Here is a 22,536-nt window from a genome sequence, read left to right on the forward strand (position 1 = left end):
CTAAAATGAGCCGATAGCGACTCTTTAACTTTTCGACACAAATAGACAAAACTCGCGCCTCACATTTCCCCACCTAAAAAAGCACCGGAAATCCGGTGCTTTTCTTGCTTAGTATACTATCGAACCGATATCTTATCTTTGTTTAAATCTAAACTAGGCCTCTGTAACATTGCTTAATACTCAACTAAATAATTAGACCATTAATTCAGCAGTTTTTTGCTTTCGACGATAAACACCCTTTGATAATAAAACACTGCATTCATATAGAAAGAGCAATGGGATGATAACTAGAATATCGGACAAAAAATCCGGAGGTGTTATTAGTACCGAAGTCAAAATCAAGGCAAAATAAGCATATTTCCTAAATTTCTGTAAGCGATAAGGATTTAATATTCCAATACTTGTTAAGAACATAATAACGACTGGAAGTTCAAATAGAATCCCAAATGGAAGGGTTAAATTAATCAGAAAGCGAAAATACTTTTCCGCCGTAAAGAAGCTCATAAACATATCTTCTGACAATGAAAGAAGGAAGTTAAAAACAATCGGGAAAATTAGAAAATACCCGAAACAAATCCCTAAAATAAAAAGTATAAATAAAGCTGGTATATAAGCTAAAGTAACTTTTTGCTCATTTTTATGTAATGCTGGTCGGACAAATAACCATATTTGATGAGCTGCAATTGGTATCGTTCCTGCAAGAGCGAACACACTGGATAATATTAAGTATACCCATAAAATATCGCTAGGGCCTAAAATAGCCAGCTTTATTGATAAGTCCTTAATTAGCCAGTTATATATATTTTGAACATAAATAAAAGATAAAATAAAAAAAACTATGAAAGTACCTACTATAATGATAAGACGCTTACGCATTTCCTCCAAATGACCAATAATATCCATACCTCTTTTTTCCATTATTTACACCTCTGGTTATAAAAAGAAGATGTAAGTTTAAATGAGCTACTTACATCTTACAAGATTTATTTTATTTCATTGTGCTCTCATTTTCAGCTTTTGATTGCTTTAGTTCTGGCTCGTCATCTGAAACCAATTCTCGTGTTGATTTCTTAAATTCCTTTAATGTTGATCCCACCGCACGACCGAGCTCTGGTAATTTAGAAGGGCCGAAAATGATTAATGCAATAATGAGAACCAATATCAAACCAGGAATGCCTATATTTTGCAACATAAAAATGACCTCCTATTCATATGACAGTTTTAAGTCGCTGCTCCATTTGAGGAAAGTAATTAAACAGTTTATAATCGGCTTTTTGATTACAAATCTGACATTTGTCATTTCCAAATCTTTTCTCTTGATTAGAAATTAAATGAATATGTGGAAGGTGAATGACCTTTAAACCTTCCTTCACATGTTTAGTACATACGATGATCATCCATAATGCTCCTTCCACTCCAATTAAAAATATTTATATTATAGAAGCAAACTGTTTATTTAAAACGACCACCTTGAACGGCGACTAAACATGAACGACCAAAGCTATGCCCTGGATACGGATTCCAAGTATCAGGATGTTGAACATCTAAGAACAATGTCGTTTCGTCAGGTGTTAACCATGGGCCTGTTACTTCACAGCCTCTTGGACCTGATGCAAATTGCTGTGGGATACCGTAATTTTTACCATCTGTTGGGATCATGAACACACCACAGTTTTTATAAGCCGCATATACATTGTCCTCTGTAGCACCATAGTCTTCTACAACCCAAAGGTTTCCTTTACTATCAAAGTGAAGATTGTCAGGACAAGTGATGCCACTTTGTTGTCCGCCAGCAACAAATACCTCAAACGTAAATGAATCACTGCCATGATCACCATTTTCAGGAACAAATCGGACAATTTGGCCATGGAAATTTCCGTGATTCGAATTATTCGTTAATGCTAAGAATACAGTTCCATCATGTGGATGAATTTCAACATCTTCTGGTCTGTCTAATAATGTTGCTCCTACAACACGAGCTGCTGCACGTACATTCGTTAAGACATCAGCTTGATCAGAAAATTCTTTCTGAAGAGCTGAATTCTTTGCATAATCAAGTGCGATCCATTGTTGTTTTCCAAGATTAGCTACATATAATATTCCTTTTTCCAAAACATCAACATTTGCATCACGGTTATTCGGATTGAGTTTTTTCTCACTAATGAATTTATAAAAGCACTCATCACGTTTATCATCCCCCATATAAACCACAACTCTACCGTCTTCTGTTAAGCCCATTGCTGTATTTTCATGAGCAAAACGACCTAATGCTGTATGCTTGCGTACAGGTTTAGTTGCATCAAATGGATCCACTTCCACAACCCAGCCATAATGTTCTTCAGTAAAATCAGGCCATCCATACGAACTAGCATAACCCGTATTTTCTTCACAAGATAATGCCGTATTCCAGAAGGTGCGTCCTCCACTACAGTTTCCAATAGAACCTTTAACTGTTTTTGCACCTTTGACAGCAGCACTTCCACGAGCAGGTCCTGTTAATTCGATAGTAGTTGTCCCATCTACTCGACGGTTATATGTATCATCTTTTATTAGCTTCCATTCTCCTTTTTCTTTTTTCACACGAATAACAGAACCACCAACTGCTTCTTTTTCCATTTTTAATAGCTTAGGAGAGTTCTTTAGATTTTTTTTATCAAAATTCGCTTCATTAATTCCCAGTATCTTCATATAGCTTCCTGGGTCTGGGAATTCGTGATTCACCCAAATTAACCCCTCATCTGAATTGGTTCCACCTTCTAAACTATCGATCGGAAAGTAAACTGTTAGGTCTGCTTGATCGCCAAAAATTTCACCTCTCGAGTTAATCTCCTCTCCATAAGAGGCAATAATGTTATATTTATAGCCTTTTGGCAAAATTAACTCATTCTCCCAAGATCGTTCAACAGGTTTAAAAGGAACAGTAAATGGTTTACCGCTACCCTTTGCTTGTCCATCCATTAAATGATCTGCTGTCATAGCACTAGCTTTATTTGTTAGCATATCAAGCCCTGATGATGCTGCAACCAATGCCGCAGTACTACTTCCCATGTAAGTTAAAAATTTACGCCGACTAAATTCTTTAGACAATTCGAACACCTCATTGTTAAATTTTTTAATTACAAGCTTTATTATAAAGTGTAAATGTTTAGACAATATTGACCGATTGTTAATATTTGTTACTTTAATGCAAAGAATTTAAATGGAGAATTTTGTAACTAAAGAGAATAGTTAAGAGTCTCACTGTTTGTAGAACTAGTAACAGAAGTCTTATTTAATTTATTTCTTTATTGAGGAACTTAACTTGGTCAATAGACCTATGTTAAAACTTTCCCCTTTTTCACATGGAAACTTGAGATTGTGAAAGTTATGTAAAGAGTGTTAAAATTAGGTTAATTTCATTGTACCAAGAGTATTTACTGGATATAATATGAACGAATCCTTATCCAAAAAGGTATTCATTCGACAAACGAAAAAACGACCGGAACCCCATCCAGTCGTTTTTTCATCTTTATATAAATAGCTTAACTATAAATTCTCTTCAACGTTTCTTTCATTTTAGGCTTAATACTAATTTAGGCCCGGATCTCAGTTACCATCTTTTCAGCTTCTTCTTTTGTTTTTGCTTCCCCTAATGAGAGAAGTGTTCCTATAGCACCCGTTCCTGTACGGTTTTTCCCTCCTGACCAATGAAAATAGATCTTTATTAATGCTTGATCATTTTTATCTGTCATCTTTAACCACCTCAAAGTTATTAAATCAATATTTTGGTATTTACTACTGCTGTTAAAATACAATAAAACACCAAAAACGACTAGAGCAAATCCTCTAGTCGTTTTTCTTCCTTTATTCTTCACCGATTACCTCATCTGCAATATTCACTGCATGGTCACCTATACGTTCCAAATTACTAACAATATCTACATAAACAATACCAGCTTGTCCAGTACATTTGTTTTCATTTAAACGGATGATATGTTTCTTACGAAGGTCGCGCTCCATTTTATCAATCTTCTCTTCTTTTTCAAGAACTGATCGAGCTTCATTAATATCTTCCGTATCTAAAGCTTTAATGGCTTGTTTAAGCGTAGATAAAGTAAGATCAAACATTTCATCTAGATCAGAAATAGCAGATTCAGAAAACTTAACCTTATTTGTAATTTGATATTCAACAAGCTCCATGATGTTTTCCATGTGATCCCCAATACGTTCAAGATCTCTTACCGTATTCAATAATGTATGGTGGATTTTTGAATCTTGACCAGATAAAGAATGGGAAGAAACTTGTACAAGGTAATCTGTAATCTTTTTATCTAAATTGTTAATAGCATCTTCATACTGTGGAATGAGTTCTCTATGTTTCTTACTTTGTGTCTTGAAGTAAAAACTTACCTCTCTCACACCATTTTCCGATAATTCGGCCATACGTAGAACTTCCATTTTCCCTTGACCAAGTGCTATAGCAGGAGATTGCCTAATAAACTTTTCATCTAAATGAAGAGCTTTATAGGGAATTGCTGTATCCTGTCCCGGAATTAATTTGACCACAATCAATGCAAGGATTGCAACAAAAGGCAATTGTATAAGAGCATTCGACACATTAAAAATACCATGTGCAAACGCTATTGTCATTTCAGGGCTTAATCCCCAGCTAGCCTGAATGTACTCAACTAAAAGAGTAAAAGGTCTTAATAGAATCAATACAAGAGTTGTCCCAATTAAATTAAATATTACGTGTGTTAATGCTGCACGCTTAGCAGCGATCGAAGCACCTATTGCAGCAATCACAGCTGTAATGGTCGTACCAATATTATCTCCAAAAAGAACAGGTAATGCCGCATTCAAATCCATCAATCCTTGCCCAAAAAGGGTTTGAAGCAATCCGATTGAAGCTGATGAACTTTGAACCGCTACTGTAAAAATAGTACCAATAAGCACACCTAAAAGAGGGTTCTCACTCATACTCACTGTTAAATCTGCAAAAGCTTGTACGTCTCGAAGCGGTTTTAGACCATCACCCATTAAATTAAGTCCCAAAAATAAAGCACCAAATCCAAAGACGACTTGTCCATAATTGTTAATTCTATTATTTTTAAAGAAGAAAATTAAAAATGTACCTACTGCTACAATGGGAAGTGCATACGCCGAGATTTTAATCCCAATGATAAAGGCTGTTGCAGTTGTTCCTATATTAGCACCAATAATTACGCCGATTGCTTGCTTTAATGTCATAAAGCCAGCATTTACAAGACCAATGGTTAATACGGTTGATCCTGTACTTGTTTGAAGTAAGACTGTTACAAAGATCCCTGTTAACACACCCATTAATGGGTTTGTTGTAAAACGATCAAGCATATCCCTAAGCCCGTCACCTGCAACTTTTTGAAGACCGTCGCCTAAGTACTTAATCCCAAATAAAAAGATTCCCAGACCACCAAAAAACATAAAAAGTAGCTCTTTCAAATCCATTAATTAACCCCTCTTCTTATTCATTCGACATTTTTCTTCAAATAAAAATTCCCCTCACATATCGTATAGAAGTAAAAATTAATTGTAAATAGTTTTAATGTAAAGATTTCGTAAATTTTTTTAAGTACTGCTGATTAATAAGTCCACTTTCTAGGATATCATAATAATAATTGTTAAACTAGAATTTAAAACATTATACTTGATACAGCAATTACAAAGTACGCTTACTATCATTGGAGCAATTTATAAAGTGATTTTTTAAGGGATTAACACTAAATAAAAAAATATTTTTTTGTACGCTATGGTAAATGGAGAGGATCAATTATGTCACAACGTTTATTAATCGTCGATGATGAAGAAGCTATACTCACTCTATTAACATTTAACCTAGAACAGGCTGGATTTACTGTGGTAACGACTATGAATGGTGAATCTGCATTAGAGTTAGCTACTAAACAAACCTTTGATTTGATTATTCTTGATATCATGTTACCTAAAATGAATGGTCTAGAAGTTTGCAAACAACTTCGACAAAGGAAAGTGCTGACACCGATTTTAATGCTAACAGCAAAGGTTGATGAATTTGATAAAATAATGGGTCTAGAGCTTGGTGCTGATGATTATATGACCAAACCATTTAGTCCTCGTGAAGTAATCGCAAGAGTTAGAGCAATATTAAGACGTGCCCAAGCAATTTTTTTACATAGTGTTAATACAATGGAACCACAAAGTGTTGACAGTACTATTAAAATTGGAGATGTTAATATTAATTCTGAGCATCATGAGGTGCGAGTCCAGGATCGCCGGGTTGAATTAACTCCGAAAGAATTTGAGTTGCTAGTTTATTTAGCTAAACATAAAGGACGAGTTATAACACGAGATCAGTTATTGAATGCCGTTTGGGAATATGATTTTGTTGGTGGTACGAGAAGTGTTGATGTTCATATTAGTAATCTTCGCGAGAAAATTGAGTCCAACTCGAAAAAGCCTGTTTATATTAAGACAGTCCGAAGACTTGGTTACAAAATGGAGGAACCTAAATAACCGAATAATTCCCCAGTCTACAATCCTTATATTCCGTATCCAAAAGATAATTAACCTTTTCTTTACATTAGTTTTATATTAAATTAACATTTCTCATTTATACTATTTTTGAACGGTATCATCCCTGCCATCAAGTAGAACAATTTCTATTTGTAAGAAGAACATCCCCTTTGATGTGAGCTCGATCTTAAGCTCACATCCTTTTTTATTTAATGATTAAAGGAGATATAAAAATAAAAACTCCTTTTTTAAGAGGAATTAATGGTACCATCCATTCAGATTGTAGAACAATGAAAAAAGATATTCACAAAAAGTGAATATCCTTTTATTATTATTCATTTAATTCATATCGCTTACCTTTTATTAAGTATACGATACTTTCTGATACATTTGTACAATGGTCAGCTGTACGTTCTAGATATCGACATATAAAGGACAGTTGAGTAATTTGCTCAATTGAATCAGGGTTTTTGTTCATTAATCCCATTAATTCCTTAACTGTTTTTCCGTACATTTTGTCGACTTGATCATCTATTTCAGCAACATTTCTTGCTAGTTCAACATCTTCATCGTAATAAGCTTTAAGAGAGTCCGAAAGCATCGATTGTGTAAGTTTCGCCATCTCGGGGATGTCTATAATCGGTTTGATAAAGGGTTGACCTCCAATTCGAATAGTTGATTTAGCGATGTTTACCGCATTATCAGCTACTCTTTCAACGTCACTGGAGATTTTTAATGCTGCAATAATTCTTCTTAAATCTGTTGCAACTGGTGCTTGCTTTGCAATCATTAAGATACCCTTATCATTGATTTCTTCTTCTAGTTGATTTATTTTATAATCCTTGTCAATGACTTCAAGTGCTAACTCAGTATTTTGTTCTTTTAACGCTACAATCGACTTGTTTAAAGCATCCTCAGCCATTTGCCCCATTTTTAGGAGAAGATCCTTTAACTCTTTTAGCTCAGCATCAAAATTTGCACGAATAACCATCTAGATCTCCCTCCTTTATTAACCGAAACGACCTGTAATATAATCTTCTGTACGCTTATCAGTTGGATTAGAGAAGATCGTACTAGTATCAGAATATTCCACCACTTCTCCATTTAAGAAAAACGCTGTGTTATCAGAGATACGAGCTGCTTGTTGCATATTGTGAGTAACGATTGCAATACTAAATTCTTTTTTCAATTCTTGAACTAGTTCCTCTACTTTTAACGTTGAAATTGGATCTAACGCTGAAGTTGGTTCATCCATTAAGATTACATCTGGCTCAATCGCTAAACAGCGTGCAATACAAATTCTTTGTTGCTGCCCCCCAGAAAGACCAAAAGCATTTTCATGGAGTCGATCTTTTACTTCTTCCCAAATTGCAGCACCTTTTAGACTCTTTTCCACAATTTCATCAAGAAGCTTTTTATCCTTAATCCCGTGAATTCTCGGTCCATAAACAATGTTTTCATATATTGTTTTAGGGAACGGATTAGGCTTTTGAAAGACCATACCTACTTTTGTTCTTAATTCCTCAACACGAAATTTCGGGTCAAAGATACTACGATCTCGATAAAGAATATCACCAGCCGTTTTAACAGTTGGAACCATTTCCACCATTCTATTTAACGTTTTTATAAAGGTTGATTTTCCGCATCCAGATGGTCCAATAATCGCTGTTACCTTTTTCTCTGGGATACCAAATGTGATATTTTTTAAAGCTTGATCCTGTCCGTACCATAAGTTCAAACTTTTAATATCAAAAACAGAGTTATCCATTGTTTGGTGATCACCCGCCTTGTTTTCAATCTGAGCCTTCTCTTTCCCTTTTGTTTCCTCTTTTTTCTTTTCTATAACCGCCGTAGCCAAGATAAAACACCCCTTTATATGAGAAGATTTAATAATGTCTTTGGAATTTGTTTCTTATATAAACAGCGATTGAATTCATGATAAGTAGCATAACTAATAACACAATAATTCCAGCTGCAGCTACATAATGAAATTCTTCTTGTGGACGACTAGTCCAGTTGAAAATTTGGATAGGCATGACTGTAAATTGAGAAAGTAAGTTGGTTGGCACAAAGGCAACGTACGTAAGTGCTCCAATCATAATTAAAGGTGCTGTTTCTCCGATTGCTCTTGATAAAGCTAATATGTTACCCGTTAAAATACCTGGCAGTGCTGCCGGAAATACTACCCGACGAATCGTCTGCCATTTTGTTGCCCCCATCCCTAACGATGCCTCACGTAATTCTCGAGGTACAGCCCGAATAGCTTCTTGTGAAGCAACGACGATGATAGGCAAAATAAGCAAACTCATTGTAAGAGCCCCTGCTAAAACACTTCTATTCAATTCCAAACCACGGACAAATAACGTTAAACCCAATAAACCGAAAACAATAGACGGTACACCCGCTAAATTGGTGATATTCATTTGGACAACGCGAGTAAATTTTCCTTTTTTGGCATATTCCTCTAGATAAACCGCCGTTCCAACTCCTAATATAAAAGCAATGGGAGCTGTTACAACCATTAACCATACCGTACCGTATATCGCTGATTTAATACCTGCATCTGCTGGTCTTCTTGAAGCGAAATTAGTAAGAAAATCAAGATTCAAATATCCTATTCCTTGCGAGAAAATCCGAAACAAAAGAACAGCTAATACAATTAAACCGAACGAAGTAGCGACAAAAAAGAGCCCTGTATAAAATTTATTTTTCATTAGTCGCCCTGACATTTTTGACGCTAGTTCTTTATCACTAACCAACTTCATTAGTATTCCTCCCTAAAGCGCCTTGAAATAAAGAAAGCGAGTAAATTCATGATCAAGGTAAACACAAACAATGTCATACCTACAGCATAAATACTGTAGTAAACAGTTGTTCCATAACCAGCGTCCCCTAAGCTAACTTGAACAATGTAAGCTGTCATTGTTTGGATGGCTGAGGTTACATCTAATGTAGCTACAGGGTTCGCTCCCCCTGCAACTGTTACAATCATCGTTTCTCCAATCGCTCTTGAAATGGCTAGCACAAATGATGCCATGACACCTGAAAGAGCAGCAGGTAGTACAACCTTAATAGCAACTTCAAACCGGGTAGATCCCATTGCATAAGCTCCTTCACGAATCGAACGTGGAACAGAACTCATAGCATCTTCTGATAATGAAGCAATCATTGGGATAATCATAATCCCAACAACTATACCAGGACTTAAGGCATTATAAATGGAGAGATCTGGTATGAAGTTCTTCAGTAAAGGAGTAACAAATGTTAAAGCAAAGAAACCATAGACAATTGTTGGAATACCAGCTAAAACTTCTAATACTGGTTTAATGATTTTTCTTGTTTTCATTGAAGCATACTCACTTAAATAAATAGCTGCACCTAAGCCCATTGGAATAGCTATAACCATCGCAATCAGAGCAATGAGCAGAGTACCTGATACTAAAGGCAATATCCCAAAGCTTGGATCAGAGTGCATGGGATACCATTCTTTACTTGTTATAAACTCAATAATTGAAACGTGATTAAAAAAGGTAATAGTTTCAAATAAGAGTGTAAAAACAATTCCAATTGTTGTCAGAATAGAAATCGTTGCACAGATTAAAAATAATTTAGGCATTGCTCGTTCTACTATTACATCAAAACTTTTATTTGATGACTTTTTTTCTGCAATGATATCTTGAATCTTTTTACCATTACTGTTCCCCAACTTTAACCCTCCTAACAGGTTAAAGGTAAGTTGTAAGAATTATTACAACTTACCCTTGTTTGTCCTATTGTAAAGCTTCCTCGATCTTGCTAGTATTTTCATCATATTTCTCTTGCGGCATATTAATATATCCTACTTCAAGAGATAATTCTCCAACATTTTCATTCATGAATGTAATATAATCAAGTACTTCAGGTTTTTGTAGCGACTCCACGTTGACATATACATACATTGGACGAGAAAGCGGGGCGTATTCTCCACTATTAATCGTTTCCTCTGATGGTTCTACAGGACCGTCTCCATTATCAACTGGTACTACTTTTAATTTATCTGAATTCTCAATATAGTAAGCATATCCGAAATAGCCAATTCCATTTTTGCTACCAGCTACACCATTTACAAGAACATTGTCATCCTCTGACATTTGCGCATCTTTTCGAATGTCTGCATCTTGTAAAATAACTTCATGCCAATAGTCATACGTACCTGAATCATGTCCTGGACTGAAGAACTCGATTTCTTCTTCTGGCCAACCTTCACGAACATCAGCCCACGTTTCAATGTTATTACCGTCCGTCCACATTCTATTTAATTCATCAACTGTAAGATAGTCAACAAAGTCATTTTCTTTACTTACAGCAACAGAGAGTCCATCATAAGCTACTTCTAACTCAATATAGTCAATTCCATTTTCTTGCATAAGGGCAATTTCTTCTTCCTTAATAGGACGTGAAGCATTATTCATATCTGTTTCACCAATGACAAAACGCTTAAAGCCACCACCAGTACCAGATACCCCTACAGGCGCTCGAACACCAGGTTGTTGCATGGAATAATCCTCAGAAACAGCTTCTAAAATTGGAAATACGGTAGATGAACCATCAATCGCCACTTCCCCTTCAAGTTGCTCCCCATCATTCTCAGGCGCCCCTTGATCATTTCCACATGCTGTTAAGACGAAGAAGCTGGAAATTACTAGTAATGCTGAAGAACGTTTGAATAATTTCATTTTTGAAATCCCCCTGAAAAAATTTTTATCTATTTACAAGACCGATTATAGACCCTTTTTTTTAAGGAATTGTGGATTCAATGTAAAGGTTTTGTAAATTTTGTCGAATGAACGAATATCTTGGATTTTAAACATTAACAAGTTATTACGCTTAATATTCCTTATTGCATTAAAATTAAACAACCTTTGTTATTTTCTTTTATATTCTTCTAGCATGTATAGTAGGAGGAAAACGAGGGATTGTAATAAATATATTTTTAAGATTGAAATTAAGGAGCTTAATATGGACAATAAAAAGCGTCGAAGAGAAAAGAAGAATAATTCTGCCACGGATGTTAATAAACAGATTCAACGTGAATTTTATGGAGACAATGAAAGTGATGACATCACTCATCTAGGATATTTTATTAATAGTGTCAATCATAACAAGCGAAGAGAGTAAAAGTTGCATTTTAAAATTGGGCACTTTGTCTGCTTAAATTATTCGGTCTCCCACACAAAGTGCTCTATTTACATCTTAAATTGGTTCGTTAACTGTTTTAATTTTCTTGATAATTCATCTAGTTTCTCGGTGGGTACCCTGATCACGATGGTACTTCTTATGTCTTGAACATATAAATGGCCTACTATGTAATCCTCACCTTTACTTTTGTGGTATATCTTCCCTTCTGTATCATGTAAAATATTCGAAAGTATCTTTTCATCTAATTCAAGCGATGTCGTCTTACTTACATTAGATGGCTTAATCGTACCTTCTTCATCAATTTGAAAAAAGTCAGCATTTAAACCGTCTTGAATCAATTCGACTGCTTGAGCACGAATGTCATACTCAAATTGTTTCTCAAACTGTTCTAAATCATTTATATATGAAAGTTTCAAATACTGCGCCATTTCTTGACTAACTCTAATTTCTCTCTCAATTCTCTTTTCATTTGCAACAATTAACATATCTTTTGCCGCGTATACCTCATAAAGCCAATCGTACCTAAAGATAGAATCAAAATGCTTAGAAAAATAATCAATAATCTCGTACTGAATGAAAAATGATGGGAAAAATGCCTCTCTACATTTACTATCTCCTTTTTTGCAGTCTTCTTCTTTACTATTTATACCCTTATTGAATTTCTCTCTATTTATAAATTTCTTCATTCGTAATGCCCCCATTTTCCTTGAACAGCATCTACCATTAAGTAGAGTTATATATGCAAATATTTGTTTTTTCAAACCTTTAAAAAGAAAGAGGGTGTCTCTTAAGCCTCTAACTTCTGTTATAGGTCACCATTTCCTCAACAGTTTCCCAGAAAGTTAGATTCTTTTATTTGAGCACCCTCTACTAGTTCTTATTTTATAGCTGCTTCAATAATTTCAGCATTCTTGTCATATGTCCCTTGTGGCATATTAATATATCCTACTTCAAGTGAAAGATCCCCTACGTTTTCGTTCATGAATGTAATATAATCAAGTACTTCAGGACGTTGCAATGATTCTACATTTACATATAGATACATTGGACGCGAAAGTGGTGCGTATTCTCCACTGTTAATCGTTTCTTCACTTGGCTCTACAGGACCTTCTCCATTGTCAACAGGAACTACATTTAATTTATCCGCGTTTTCAATATAGTAAGCATAACCAAAATAGCCAATTCCATTTTTACTTCCCGCAACACCATTTACAAGAACATTGTCATCCTCTGATAATTGAGCATCTTTTCGGATATCTTCTTTTTGTAAAATGACTTCACTCCAGTAATCATACGTACCAGAATCATGTCCTGGACTAAAGAACTTAATTTCTTCTTCAGGCCAACCATCACGTACATCAGCCCAAGTTTCAACAGTATCATCTGTCCACATTTTATTTAATTCATCAACTGTTAAATAATCAACGAAATCGTTATCTTTGCTTACTACTACTGAAAGTCCATCATAAGCAAGCTCTAATTCAATATATTCAATGCCATTTCCTGCTGCAAGAGCAGCCTCTTCTTCCTTAATAGGTCGTGAAGCATTACTCATATCTGTTTCACCTACAACAAAACGTTCAAAGCCACCACCTGTACCAGAGACACCAACAGGGGCTTTCACACCTGGTTGTTCCATTGAATAGTCTTCAGAAACAGCTTCTAAAATGGGAAACACCGTTGATGAGCCATCAATAGCAATTTCCCCTTCAAGTTGTTCAACAGTCACTTCAGCATCTGCAGTTGTGTCTGTGCTTGCATTTGCACTTGCATCTGTACTTGCCCCAGATGTTTCTTCTTGTTCAGTTCCACATGCTGACAAAACCATTAAACTAGATATTGCTAGAATTGCTGACGAGCTTTTGAAAAACTTCATTTTTTCATTTCCCCCTGCTTGTTTTGTTTATTTGCTTACAAGAGTGAGTATAAAATACTATATTTAAGGAATTATGAACTAAGTGTAAATGTTTTGAAAATTTGTATTAATAATTTATAAAGGAAAACTAGCATTTCATAAAAAAGCCATTACGACGGTCAGAGATGAATATGTAAATCGGACCTTCTTTAACGTTAAACCATCAGGAAAATTGCAACTACTAAATTATTAAAATCGGTACCTCCCCCCTCGGTCATTCATTGAAAAAAGCCTCCCACAAGTTCAGTGAACTTATGAGAAGCTTTTTATGGTTATATAACTTATTCTGCGGTTTTTTCATTAAATTTATTTGCTAGCTTTTGCTATCATCCATCAATTTTATTCTGTTCTTTCTATTATGCTTTGCTAGTAAATAGTTGAACAAACAAGAGCAACAGTTTTTTTTACTATTGCATACGTTCACACTATTTCCACTATTTAAACCAGCCCTTTCTCTTAAACCAAAGATACATTGATAAACCCATTATCCCCATTAAACTAAGTGTAAGAAAATAACCGTAGTTCCACGTTAACTCTGGCATATTTTCGAAGTTCATCCCATATATCCCTGCAATGAATGTTAAAGGAGCAAAAATAGAAGTAATAATTGTGAGAACTTTCATTACATTGTTTGTTTGATGTGAATTCAATGAGAGATAACTGTCTCTTATATCTGCAGTAACTTCTCTATTAGACATAACCATTTCCGATAGTTTTAGGAGGTGGTCATATATATCAGAAAAATACTCTCTTCTTTCTCTAATGCCATTCAAATGGTGAGAGTTTAACATCCGGTAAAGTAAATCACGCATTGGATTGACTGTATGCCTAAGATTTAACAGCATGTATCGTGTATCGAATAATTCAGTCATTAAATCACTCATAGATTTATTCTGCGTGTTATCTTCAATCTTATCTAATTCATCTTCAATTTTATAAATTAGTGGAAAGTAGTTATCAACAATCTTGTCCAGAATTTCATAAAACACATAAAATGTATCCCAATTCTCATAATTTTTTCCAGACATCAATCTACCCCAAACATAAGTAATTTCTTTTGATGGCATTCGGTGGAAAGTGACCAGGAAATTTTCCCCCACAAAAAAATCTAACTCCTCTTTAATAATATCTTTTTCTTCTTCACGAACATTATGTGTAACATAAAAAGTGTGGTCGTCGTAATAATCTAATTTAGGACGCTGAAGCCTCTGTACGCAGTCTTCAATAGCAAGTGGATGAAAGTGAAAAGTATTCGCTAAATGTTTTATCTCTTCATCAGTAGGTTCATTAAAATCAACCCAAAACCATTTATATTTAGCGAAGTTTGCGTTGTATATAGAAATATCTTTTTCTAAATGATTTTCATTAGTAACTCCGATGACATTTATCATAGTATTTACACCCTCTTACATAGTAACTTCAATAAACAATATACCTTTTTTTACTAATCTGTGTCATTAACCTTAAAATAAATGAGTTGCCAAATTTCCTATACATAACTCTGAGGATGAATTTTGTTCAATTCGTGTCCATAGATCCCACTTTGGCTCAATATGAATATGAACATTTTCGATATCATGTTTTTTACTAAAAGACTATTCTCAATTTCTTCAGTAATTTGGTGACTTTCAAATACACTAAGAGTCTGGTCTGTAACAATAATAATATCAACAAATGTTTGGTTTCCGTGCATTCTCGCTTTAATACTTCTAACTTTTTTAATTTCGGTTATCTTTAATCGTTTTCTTAGTTTCATCTAATTCTTCGACTTTAAAACCATCTGTAAGTTCAAGAACAGACTCTTTAAATATTCCAATTGCTTTTTTAATGATAATTAATCCAACTACAATCGCAGTAATCGTATCAAGCCATGCCAAACCAAACCGTGAACCTAATATACCGATAAACGCACCAATACTAACGAGAGAGTCAGCTAGGTTATCTTGTGCAGCAGCCTTTAAAGAGTTTGCTTTTAACTTTTTCAGCAAAGATTGTATGGGGAATCTGCATTCACAAGGAAAATCATATTTGCCATTAGTGCAATTCGTGTAAAAGATGCATAATTAAATTCTGTATCCGATACTAGTGAGTCGTGATGAAGTTTCCACTTGTTGATGTAATTGCGTAGTTATATCCTTTTTGTTGATTAACATAATTCCAACCAACCGCTCCACTTCCACCTTCTCTATTTTCTACAAGAATATTACCATCGTAGAGGTGATGTTTTTGTAGAATTTCAACAATTGTACGTGACATTAGGTCATTACCACCACCAGGGCCAAATGCAATAGTCCATTCTAAATCTTCTTCAGGATAATTTGAACCACTTGGTTGCTCAGCTTGTTCATTGGATACGGGTTTTTAAGGTCTTTACTAATACATCCTCGGAACGGATACTTTTACTTTGTTTACGGGGAATTAATTCACTAATCGTGATCGGTTTGGTAGGAACAAAGAAGAAATTTTGAACGAGTGGAACGACATTACAAAGAACATCCATGCAGATATTGTATTACAGATTCTTTCGTGGATAGCTGAAAAAGAATGAGATTGAATGCGAAAACGGCAGCGTGGCACAGTTTTTGGTCGATCAAAGGTTACTATTTCGGAAGAATTTAAACTAGCATTCTAACTAGTGATAAGGAGACAGTAGCGCTTAAGTAATACGTACAAAATTTCTGAAATTTTGTTGATACACCTACTATAAAAATAGTAGTACAAACCATATCCTTAGTTTGTACTACTATTGTTAGTATATTTTTTTCTATTCATTTAATAAATGTTAAAATATGCTCCACGAACGGCTCGGTTTTTTCGATTTGTGTCCAGTGTCCGCACTCATTAAAAACATGGAGCTCTGCATGTGGTAACAATTCGATAAGTCTGTAACTTGTTTTTTCAATTGGAATAATTCGGTCGTTCAAACCGTGGAATAGCAATGCTGGCACTTGAATATTTTGAATTTGTTCATCTGTCAATGCCAATTCATCTAGTTTTTGTTGACGTGGCTCTGGGAACATTGCCGCAAAAGATTCTTTTACATCAGATCTCATGCTCGCTTCATAACGTAGACGAACTAACTCTTCATTATTTGCTGCTTTTTGATCATATGAGAATAATTTAATTAGTTCGCGCATAGACTCTAAACTTGCTTCATAGCCCCATACGCGTTCTAATCCTTCTGAAATGGGATGTTGGATACCAACACTTCCCATTAATATTATTTTTTTTACAAGATCTGGTCTTTGCGCGGCAACATGAAGGGATAAAGCACCACCCATTGAATTACCGACTAAATATACAGATTCGTCAGATACCGCTTCAATGAAACTAATTAAATGCTTTACCCATAAATCAACGGTATATTGATTATTTTCTAATTTATCTGTTTCACCAAATCCGATAATATCTGGTGCAAACACCTGATAATTCTCACTTAGTGGAGGGATAATTAAGCGCCAATTTGCAAAAGCAGATACACCGGGACCTGATCCATGAATTAAAATAATTTTTTCTTTTCCGGAACCTTCCTCGTGATAATGTGTGTTAATTCCGTTTATGTTCATATATTTTGAAGTGATAGTTGTCATCATTTTTGCTCCTTCCAATCTAACAAGCTAGAAGAAACTATTAATAGTTTCCTCTAGCCTGTTCTAGCAAATGTCGAGAAATTCATTTTTCATTTTTTAAATGTATTAAACTTAATCATTAATTAAACTTTTGACTTTTGCTTAACAGGTGTTGCATATTCGAAGAATTCCTGAGGTAAGTTTGAGCCATGCCAAATAATCGCATGCTCTAAATCTTCACCTTTCCATTCGATTGTTTTCCAATCTGGATCAAAAATTTGGTAGCCTGAATCACCGAATAATTCAACGCGGTTACCACCTGGTTCTATGACATATAGAAAGTTAGCTTGGGTTACACCATGCTTTCCTGGACCGGCTTCAATTTTGAATCCGGCTTCAATTAATAGATCGGAAACATCCGCTAAGTGTTGTGGATAGCCATACCAGTAGCAAATATGGTGTAAACGACCTGTTTCACCTAAAGCATCGCCCATAATTGCGATGTCATGTACTAAGTTACTTACACTTAACCATGCAGCTATATCTTTATTATCCTCATCTAAGATACGCTCGCGCACTTTAAACCCAAGTGCTTCTTCTAAGAACTCTACATTTTTATTTGTTTCGCTAGCTGATAAGTTCACATGGTCAATGCGACGTACTGGTATACCACGAGCCGGACGCTTTTGAGGACGGTTTAAAAGTGGGGTTTTTTGTTCCTCTGATGCTTGGAAATATTCCACTTCCCATAAAATCTCCATCTTATGGCCATCTGGTGTTTTGAACTGATATGCTCGGCCATGTCCAATATCCCCATCAATCCAGCCAATACCATAACCTAATGCTTCAATCGCTTGTGCACGGCGTTCTAAAGCTTGTGGAGAAGTTGCACGCCAAGCAATATGCCCTAATCCTGCCTCATCATTTGCGGTAATGATTAATGTATTATGATAGAAGTCTTCGTAAGCGCGCATATAAACTGAATTACCCTGACGATGTGATTCTTCCATCCCTAAAATCTCTCTAAAGAACTTTACAGATCCTTCAATATCTGTACTATAAATTTCAACATGTGCTAATTGTGCAACATCTAAAATCGGTTCATTTGTCATTTTCCTTACCTCCTCAAATTTTTACCACACAGGGTTTCCTTTAAAGCCGAAAATGGATTTTCCATAAGCTGCCATGGAATCTTCATAAAGATGCGTTGGATGCGTTGCGACAGTGATAATATCACGAACAAACATTTCTGTCGGATCACTCTTAAATACAGAATTACCGCCAAGAGTTAGCATAATACGTAACGCCATTTCTGCTGCATTTTTCGAAACGTACCCACGAATTGCGAATAATTTTTCACGGTCCTCTTCATCCAAAGTTACAATACTATTTTTTTGATAGTAGGTTAACTTCTCAACGTACTCATTCGCCAAGCCTTTTAACGCACTTAGCTGGATCTTCAATTCTGCTAACACACGTTGACTACTAGCAGCCTCTTTTTCATTTTGACTATTATTAAAAATACGAATACGATTTTCTGTTTTTTCCTGGAAAATTTGAATGAGTCGTTCGACCCCCCCGATTTGGATAAATTGGAAGCCCATTAAAAAGAATTGCATATATGGTACATTCGCAATTTGATAATCTGGTTCATAATTATCTTCGCCAAGCCCTTCACCGGCCAACACACGTGACATTTTGAATACACGATTTGGTGCGATATAGACGTTATCTAATCGAACACCATTACTACCCGTACCGCGTAGTCCTAATGTATCCCAATTGTTAATGATTTCAGCGTCATCTTTATGCACGATAAACAAACTATACTCTGGCTCTGTTCCATCTTTTAACTTCGCAATGGCACCTAATGCAATCCAGTCACTCCACAAAACACCGCTACAGAAGTTCCACTGACCAGATAAACGATAACCTTCTCCGTCATCTGTGACTTTTCCAACAGGTGCAAATACATCCGCCATTAAACCACCTTGATTAAACATTAAATCACGACTTTCTTTTGGTAAAAAAGCTGGCCATGTTTCATGTATTACGAAGAAGTAACTTAACCAAGCTGCTGGCACACTATAATTGGAGATAGTCCGAATCATTTCACCAAACGTGAAATAATCTAAATCTTGTCCACCATATGCCTTTGGACGTAGTAACTTATGGAATTGAGCTTCTTTGATTTTTTCGATAACAACATCGGAAAGTCTGGAATTTTGTTCTGCTTCTGAAGAATATTTTTCAGCAATAAGCCCAATTTGCTTTGCTTTTTCGAGTAGTTCATCTCGGTTGACTGTCGTTTTTTGTACTTCTAATTGATTGATTGACATTTCAATTCCTCCTTTTTGTAAGCGTTTCCAAACCCGTTTATCTGCGGTTTAGAATTAAATACATCATAACAAACAGAAAAATCAGAAAATAGATATGAAATCTATGGAAAATTAGTGTATTTTAAAACATTTACTTTTAAATGTTTTTCTAATATATAATTTTTGAAGAGTTAGAAAATGTCTAATAATGTAGTATCAATACTTTATAAGTTATAATCATTGCCATAATGTTTTTTTAATATAAATGAAAATTTGAACAAGTATGATGATTTTTTACCGATTGCAACATAAAAAAGCCTTGCCACGTTAATGAGAGGCAAGACTACTTAATTTAAATATTAATTGTCCCTTTTGATTTTAAAATATTAATGGCTAAGTAAATAGAAAATAAAGCTTGTGTATCAGTCAAATCCTGATTTAAGATTTCACTAATCTTAGTAAGTCGATAGCGTAAACCACTAATAGACATCGACATCTTCTTTGCTGTATTGTTAATGCTATTGCCATTATCTATATAAGCGTAAAGAGTCTTGATTAAATCGAATTCTTTATCTATCACTAATAACTTGCCAATATGCTGATTTACAAAACGCTCAATTAAAACTTCATCTTGTATTTGGAACAATACACTTTCAATACCAAGTTCTTTGAAATAAGAGATATTTATTTGTTCGTTTGTGGCACGTAAGGCAGCTAAAGTTTCATTATAAAGCACCGTAATATCCATAAACTTCTGAATCACTGTACTTACGCCAATGAAGAATCTATATTTAGAAAATCGTCGCAAGCAATGTTTTAATAATTGATCGATAAATTTTGATTGCGTCATATTCAAATTTTCAAAAGTAGGGTATTCAATTAAAATTATAATTTTATCGAGCTTTTGTGAAACAATCGAATTAATATTGCGCTCATTTAAAAACAAGTTAATATATCGAATTAACTCCTCATTAAATGCAATTTCGTATTCGGCTTCCTTCATATTACGATCGAGTGTGAGCATCCAGTATGCTGAAGAGGAATTAAAATTCAAATAATAAGAAATTTTATACATTTCCTCTTCTTTTAAACGACGCTCTAAAATATCATTTAAAAAATTTCGTTTAATATTTTGCTCTGTATTAATTTTAATATTTTCATTCAGTAAGATAATCGCAGATGTCAATCCTGCTCTTTCAATGATCATATAGTCAAGTTCATTAGGTTGATCTTCTCCGGTATAAAGAAATGAGCAATAACCCTTTATTTGCTGTTCATAGAAAATAGGTGTGCGTAACAATGAAAGATCATCTGAATAGCGCGTAAAAGTAGTATGTTTTGATTTGAAAAGTTGTAAATCAAGCGGTGCATCTAGATGACCTGCTTGAACAAGAATTTGATGATTTTCATTTTCTATAAAGGTAGTTAAACCCGTGGTTTCAAATAAAATGTCGACCACCTTTTGAATTCCTTGTTTTGATAACAATTCCTCAATTAAACGCTGATGGAGGTCATTAGCTTTCGTTAAATGGTCGCGCTCGATTTTAAGTTTTTCTGTAATTTCATCCAGTTCTTTAATGATGCTAGTAGCTTGATAATAAACTTGTTCACTTGCAATTTCGTCTCCCCACTTTTCAATAGGCATACAAACACATTTACAATGCTCATGACCCATAGCACGACATTCTATTTCTTTTACTAGGATTGGTTGTTGTAAGACTGTTGATAAGTAACCACTGGCATAGCCACATAATGTATGACAAACCGGTTTGGTACCCAAATCGTTTGTTTTTAAATGTTCCTCTGCTTCAAATGTATTAATCCACAGTACTTCAATAAATTCAAGCTGTTCCTTATCAGTACGCATTTCTAGAATTTCTACTTTATCTAGATAACCATGTAACATGTGAAATTTAGGTCCAGCATATACTGCATCCCAAACGCTTTCCCACTTAAACAGCTTCGATTTTTCCCCATCACTTACACCACAATGCCAGCCATATCGTGTAAATACACCTTTTGTTCTTTCTTCACCAATTACTGTAATAAGCTCTTTTTTTAACGCTGTTTTTGCTTCAATCGGTATCGTAATCACGCGTTCATAAAGCCCTTTTATAACGGTTTCTTTCTGAAAGTCAAACGCATCTTTTAAGTATGATTGTTGATTAAATTGCATTTTTATTTCACTCCTTGCTTTGATTGTTTTGACCTTCTATCTCAATACGCGTTATTTGCTAGAAGCTAGCGAAACAAGAATTGCTATTTCGTAATATCTTTTGTTGATGCATGATGGATCAATAAGAAGATAGAAAGTATTAATCAACCGAATGTCTATACTATTAAAATACTCATAGTTTCCTAATGGCTTAGTATTCTAAAAAAACATTTAAACATTTTGTACTAAAATTAATAAAAAATAGCTACTTTACAGTTGTTTTTTTAAACTTATTAAGATGCTATGCTCGAAATGTAAGATTCACTAACTATTAAAAAAAGTCCGAAAATTAAAAGAAGTAAGCGATTACATTTTCAGTATCTAACTAAAATATCACAATGTAAAGGAGAATTTAAAATGGATGATTTATTATTTAGAAAAGCAATGGGCAAATTTGCAACGGGTGTGACGGTATTAACAACAAATCATGAAGGGGATATTCACGGAATGACAGCGAATGCCTTCATGTCTGTTTCATTAAATCCCAAATTAGTTGTGATCTCAATCGGGCATCACGCACGTTTTTTAGAAAAGGTAACACGATCGAAGCGATTTGCAGTCAATATTTTAGCTGAGGATCAAGAACAGGTTTCAAAACATTTTTCTGGAAAGCCACAAGGAGAAGTACAGTTTGCTACTTTAGATGGCCTACCAGTAATAGAGGGTGCAATTGCACAAATAACATGTGATGTCGCATCTGTATATGAAGAAGGGGACCACACATTATTTATTGGGAAAGTAACCGATATTCAGCTAGAAGAAAAAAATCCTCTCCTCTTTTATACTGGACAATACTGTGAAATAACAACCCTTGAAACAAAAAAATCGTAA

Annotated in this window: 24 protein-coding genes and 1 pseudogene; 4 read left to right on the top strand and 21 right to left on the bottom strand. The window is 34.8% G+C overall.

Annotated features, from left to right (window positions below; genetic code table 11):
• Nucleotides 1-192: 192 nt before the first annotated feature.
• From tatC to LDX58_RS21355, 6 genes are all read right to left on the bottom strand, one after another.
• On the bottom strand, nucleotides 193-918 hold the full coding sequence (tatC, locus tag LDX58_RS21330) for a twin-arginine translocase subunit TatC (RefSeq protein WP_227939215.1): 726 nt from the start codon (nucleotides 916-918) through the stop codon (nucleotides 193-195).
• Nucleotides 919-988: 70 nt separating this feature from the next.
• Nucleotides 989-1,192, bottom strand: coding sequence for a twin-arginine translocase TatA/TatE family subunit (locus LDX58_RS21335; RefSeq protein WP_227939218.1), 204 nt, complete (start codon nucleotides 1,190-1,192; stop codon nucleotides 989-991).
• 16 nt (nucleotides 1,193-1,208) lie between these two features.
• Entirely contained in the window at nucleotides 1,209-1,397 is a 189-nt protein-coding gene (locus LDX58_RS21340) for a hypothetical protein (protein ID WP_227939220.1), read from the bottom strand.
• Nucleotides 1,398-1,452: 55 nt separating this feature from the next.
• Nucleotides 1,453-3,087, bottom strand: a complete 1,635-nt coding sequence (locus LDX58_RS21345; protein WP_227939221.1) for a PhoX family protein — start codon at nucleotides 3,085-3,087, stop codon at nucleotides 1,453-1,455.
• A 485-nt stretch (nucleotides 3,088-3,572) separates the two neighbouring features.
• On the bottom strand, nucleotides 3,573-3,854 hold the full coding sequence (locus LDX58_RS21350) for a hypothetical protein (RefSeq protein ID WP_227939223.1): 282 nt from the start codon (nucleotides 3,852-3,854) through the stop codon (nucleotides 3,573-3,575).
• Nucleotides 3,844-5,466, bottom strand: a complete 1,623-nt coding sequence (locus LDX58_RS21355) for a Na/Pi cotransporter family protein (RefSeq protein ID WP_227939225.1) — start codon at nucleotides 5,464-5,466, stop codon at nucleotides 3,844-3,846. Before LDX58_RS21355 ends, LDX58_RS21350 begins: the two co-directional genes overlap by 11 nt.
• A gap of 324 nt (nucleotides 5,467-5,790) precedes the next feature.
• Here LDX58_RS21355 and LDX58_RS21360 point away from each other — a divergent pair, with 324 nt between their 5' ends.
• Complete coding sequence (locus LDX58_RS21360; RefSeq protein WP_227939227.1) at nucleotides 5,791-6,510, top strand: response regulator transcription factor; 720 nt, start codon at nucleotides 5,791-5,793, stop codon at nucleotides 6,508-6,510.
• Between the two features lie 331 nt (nucleotides 6,511-6,841).
• Here the strand turns inward: LDX58_RS21360 and phoU are convergent, their stop codons facing one another.
• The 5 genes from phoU to LDX58_RS21385 all read right to left on the bottom strand — a co-directional run bounded on the left by phoU (nucleotide 6,842) and on the right by LDX58_RS21385 (nucleotide 11,225).
• Nucleotides 6,842-7,501, bottom strand: coding sequence for a phosphate signaling complex protein PhoU (phoU, locus tag LDX58_RS21365; RefSeq protein WP_227939229.1), 660 nt, complete (start codon nucleotides 7,499-7,501; stop codon nucleotides 6,842-6,844).
• 18 nt (nucleotides 7,502-7,519) lie between these two features.
• The gene (gene pstB / locus LDX58_RS21370; RefSeq protein WP_227939293.1) at nucleotides 7,520-8,278 is read right to left on the bottom strand and encodes a phosphate ABC transporter ATP-binding protein PstB; all 759 of its coding nucleotides are present in this window, start codon (nucleotides 8,276-8,278) and stop codon (nucleotides 7,520-7,522) included.
• Nucleotides 8,279-8,396: 118 nt separating this feature from the next.
• Nucleotides 8,397-9,275, bottom strand: a complete 879-nt coding sequence (gene pstA, locus LDX58_RS21375; protein WP_227939231.1) for a phosphate ABC transporter permease PstA — start codon at nucleotides 9,273-9,275, stop codon at nucleotides 8,397-8,399.
• Nucleotides 9,275-10,216 carry a phosphate ABC transporter permease subunit PstC gene (pstC, locus tag LDX58_RS21380; protein WP_227939233.1) on the bottom strand — a complete coding sequence of 314 codons (942 nt, stop codon included), beginning with the start codon at nucleotides 10,214-10,216 and terminating at the stop codon, nucleotides 9,275-9,277. Before pstC ends, pstA begins: the two co-directional genes overlap by 1 nt.
• A 64-nt stretch (nucleotides 10,217-10,280) precedes the next feature.
• On the bottom strand, nucleotides 10,281-11,225 hold the full coding sequence (locus tag LDX58_RS21385; RefSeq protein ID WP_227939235.1) for a PstS family phosphate ABC transporter substrate-binding protein: 945 nt from the start codon (nucleotides 11,223-11,225) through the stop codon (nucleotides 10,281-10,283).
• Nucleotides 11,226-11,508: 283 nt separating this feature from the next.
• On the opposite strand from LDX58_RS21385, the gene LDX58_RS21390 reads away from it, so the two are divergent.
• A complete protein-coding gene (locus tag LDX58_RS21390) occupies nucleotides 11,509-11,667 on the top strand; it encodes a hypothetical protein (RefSeq protein ID WP_227939237.1) in 159 nt (52 codons plus the stop codon).
• A gap of 68 nt (nucleotides 11,668-11,735) precedes the next feature.
• Here the strand turns inward: LDX58_RS21390 and LDX58_RS21395 are convergent, their stop codons facing one another.
• The 6 genes from LDX58_RS21395 to LDX58_RS21420 form a co-directional block, all read right to left on the bottom strand.
• The gene (locus LDX58_RS21395) at nucleotides 11,736-12,374 is read right to left on the bottom strand and encodes a hypothetical protein (RefSeq protein ID WP_227939238.1); all 639 of its coding nucleotides are present in this window, start codon (nucleotides 12,372-12,374) and stop codon (nucleotides 11,736-11,738) included.
• A gap of 191 nt (nucleotides 12,375-12,565) precedes the next feature.
• Nucleotides 12,566-13,564 carry a PstS family phosphate ABC transporter substrate-binding protein gene (locus LDX58_RS21400; protein WP_227939239.1) on the bottom strand — a complete coding sequence of 333 codons (999 nt, stop codon included), beginning with the start codon at nucleotides 13,562-13,564 and terminating at the stop codon, nucleotides 12,566-12,568.
• A gap of 473 nt (nucleotides 13,565-14,037) precedes the next feature.
• The gene (gene corA / locus LDX58_RS21405; RefSeq protein WP_227939242.1) at nucleotides 14,038-14,994 is read right to left on the bottom strand and encodes a magnesium/cobalt transporter CorA; all 957 of its coding nucleotides are present in this window, start codon (nucleotides 14,992-14,994) and stop codon (nucleotides 14,038-14,040) included.
• A gap of 98 nt (nucleotides 14,995-15,092) precedes the next feature.
• The gene (locus LDX58_RS26855) at nucleotides 15,093-15,359 is read right to left on the bottom strand and encodes a cation transporter dimerization domain-containing protein (protein ID WP_227939244.1); all 267 of its coding nucleotides are present in this window, start codon (nucleotides 15,357-15,359) and stop codon (nucleotides 15,093-15,095) included.
• A complete protein-coding gene (locus LDX58_RS21415) occupies nucleotides 15,322-15,591 on the bottom strand; it encodes a cation efflux transmembrane domain-containing protein (protein WP_227939246.1) in 270 nt (89 codons plus the stop codon). The genes LDX58_RS26855 and LDX58_RS21415 overlap by 38 nt, the downstream gene beginning before the upstream one ends.
• A 94-nt stretch (nucleotides 15,592-15,685) precedes the next feature.
• Nucleotides 15,686-15,859, bottom strand: coding sequence for a hypothetical protein (locus tag LDX58_RS21420; RefSeq protein WP_227939248.1), 174 nt, complete (start codon nucleotides 15,857-15,859; stop codon nucleotides 15,686-15,688).
• Between the two features lie 178 nt (nucleotides 15,860-16,037).
• On the opposite strand from LDX58_RS21420, the pseudogene LDX58_RS21425 reads away from it, so the two are divergent.
• Nucleotides 16,038-16,148, top strand: a pseudogene (locus tag LDX58_RS21425) (recombinase family protein); the annotation flags it as partial.
• Nucleotides 16,149-16,371: 223 nt separating this feature from the next.
• Here the strand turns inward: LDX58_RS21425 and LDX58_RS21430 are convergent.
• The 4 genes from LDX58_RS21430 to LDX58_RS21445 form a co-directional block, all read right to left on the bottom strand.
• A complete protein-coding gene (locus tag LDX58_RS21430) occupies nucleotides 16,372-17,193 on the bottom strand; it encodes an alpha/beta fold hydrolase (protein ID WP_227939250.1) in 822 nt (273 codons plus the stop codon).
• A 122-nt stretch (nucleotides 17,194-17,315) separates the two neighbouring features.
• Nucleotides 17,316-18,284, bottom strand: coding sequence for a catechol 2,3-dioxygenase (locus LDX58_RS21435; protein ID WP_227939252.1), 969 nt, complete (start codon nucleotides 18,282-18,284; stop codon nucleotides 17,316-17,318).
• Nucleotides 18,285-18,305: 21 nt separating this feature from the next.
• Nucleotides 18,306-19,511 carry an acyl-CoA dehydrogenase family protein gene (locus tag LDX58_RS21440; protein ID WP_227939254.1) on the bottom strand — a complete coding sequence of 402 codons (1,206 nt, stop codon included), beginning with the start codon at nucleotides 19,509-19,511 and terminating at the stop codon, nucleotides 18,306-18,308.
• 331 nt (nucleotides 19,512-19,842) lie between these two features.
• Nucleotides 19,843-21,666: a helix-turn-helix domain-containing protein gene (locus LDX58_RS21445; protein WP_227939256.1), complete on the bottom strand. Its 1,824-nt coding sequence runs from the start codon at nucleotides 21,664-21,666 to the stop codon at nucleotides 19,843-19,845.
• A 396-nt stretch (nucleotides 21,667-22,062) separates the two neighbouring features.
• On the opposite strand from LDX58_RS21445, the gene LDX58_RS21450 reads away from it, so the two are divergent.
• Nucleotides 22,063-22,536 carry a flavin reductase family protein gene (locus LDX58_RS21450; protein WP_227939258.1) on the top strand — a complete coding sequence of 158 codons (474 nt, stop codon included), beginning with the start codon at nucleotides 22,063-22,065 and terminating at the stop codon, nucleotides 22,534-22,536.

Source organism: Alkalihalobacillus deserti, assembly GCF_020734105.1.
Taxonomy (GTDB): domain Bacteria; phylum Bacillota; class Bacilli; order Bacillales; family Bacillaceae_D; genus Halalkalibacter; species Halalkalibacter deserti.

What these genes read in the sequence shown, in the direction of transcription:
- LDX58_RS26855 (WP_227939244.1), bottom strand. Translation starts at nt 15,359, where the DNA reads ATGAAACTAAGAAAACGATTAAAGATAACCGAAATTAAAAAAGTTAGA.
- LDX58_RS21390 (WP_227939237.1), top strand. Translation starts at nt 11,509, where the DNA reads ATGGACAATAAAAAGCGTCGAAGAGAAAAGAAGAATAATTCTGCCACG.
- tatC (WP_227939215.1), bottom strand. Translation starts at nt 918, where the DNA reads ATGGAAAAAAGAGGTATGGATATTATTGGTCATTTGGAGGAAATGCGT.
- pstA (WP_227939231.1), bottom strand. Translation starts at nt 9,275, where the DNA reads ATGAAGTTGGTTAGTGATAAAGAACTAGCGTCAAAAATGTCAGGGCGA.
- LDX58_RS21360 (WP_227939227.1), top strand. Translation starts at nt 5,791, where the DNA reads ATGTCACAACGTTTATTAATCGTCGATGATGAAGAAGCTATACTCACT.
- LDX58_RS21430 (WP_227939250.1), bottom strand. Translation starts at nt 17,193, where the DNA reads ATGACAACTATCACTTCAAAATATATGAACATAAACGGAATTAACACA.
- LDX58_RS21450 (WP_227939258.1), top strand. Translation starts at nt 22,063, where the DNA reads ATGGATGATTTATTATTTAGAAAAGCAATGGGCAAATTTGCAACGGGT.
- LDX58_RS21440 (WP_227939254.1), bottom strand. Translation starts at nt 19,511, where the DNA reads ATGTCAATCAATCAATTAGAAGTACAAAAAACGACAGTCAACCGAGAT.
- phoU (WP_227939229.1), bottom strand. Translation starts at nt 7,501, where the DNA reads ATGGTTATTCGTGCAAATTTTGATGCTGAGCTAAAAGAGTTAAAGGAT.
- corA (WP_227939242.1), bottom strand. Translation starts at nt 14,994, where the DNA reads ATGATAAATGTCATCGGAGTTACTAATGAAAATCATTTAGAAAAAGAT.
- LDX58_RS21420 (WP_227939248.1), bottom strand. Translation starts at nt 15,859, where the DNA reads ATGTCACGTACAATTGTTGAAATTCTACAAAAACATCACCTCTACGAT.
- LDX58_RS21445 (WP_227939256.1), bottom strand. Translation starts at nt 21,666, where the DNA reads ATGCAATTTAATCAACAATCATACTTAAAAGATGCGTTTGACTTTCAG.
- LDX58_RS21355 (WP_227939225.1), bottom strand. Translation starts at nt 5,466, where the DNA reads ATGGATTTGAAAGAGCTACTTTTTATGTTTTTTGGTGGTCTGGGAATC.
- LDX58_RS21395 (WP_227939238.1), bottom strand. Translation starts at nt 12,374, where the DNA reads ATGAAGAAATTTATAAATAGAGAGAAATTCAATAAGGGTATAAATAGT.
- LDX58_RS21385 (WP_227939235.1), bottom strand. Translation starts at nt 11,225, where the DNA reads ATGAAATTATTCAAACGTTCTTCAGCATTACTAGTAATTTCCAGCTTC.
- LDX58_RS21335 (WP_227939218.1), bottom strand. Translation starts at nt 1,192, where the DNA reads ATGTTGCAAAATATAGGCATTCCTGGTTTGATATTGGTTCTCATTATT.
- pstB (WP_227939293.1), bottom strand. Translation starts at nt 8,278, where the DNA reads ATGGATAACTCTGTTTTTGATATTAAAAGTTTGAACTTATGGTACGGA.
- LDX58_RS21340 (WP_227939220.1), bottom strand. Translation starts at nt 1,397, where the DNA reads ATGATCATCGTATGTACTAAACATGTGAAGGAAGGTTTAAAGGTCATT.
- LDX58_RS21400 (WP_227939239.1), bottom strand. Translation starts at nt 13,564, where the DNA reads ATGAAGTTTTTCAAAAGCTCGTCAGCAATTCTAGCAATATCTAGTTTA.
- LDX58_RS21435 (WP_227939252.1), bottom strand. Translation starts at nt 18,284, where the DNA reads ATGACAAATGAACCGATTTTAGATGTTGCACAATTAGCACATGTTGAA.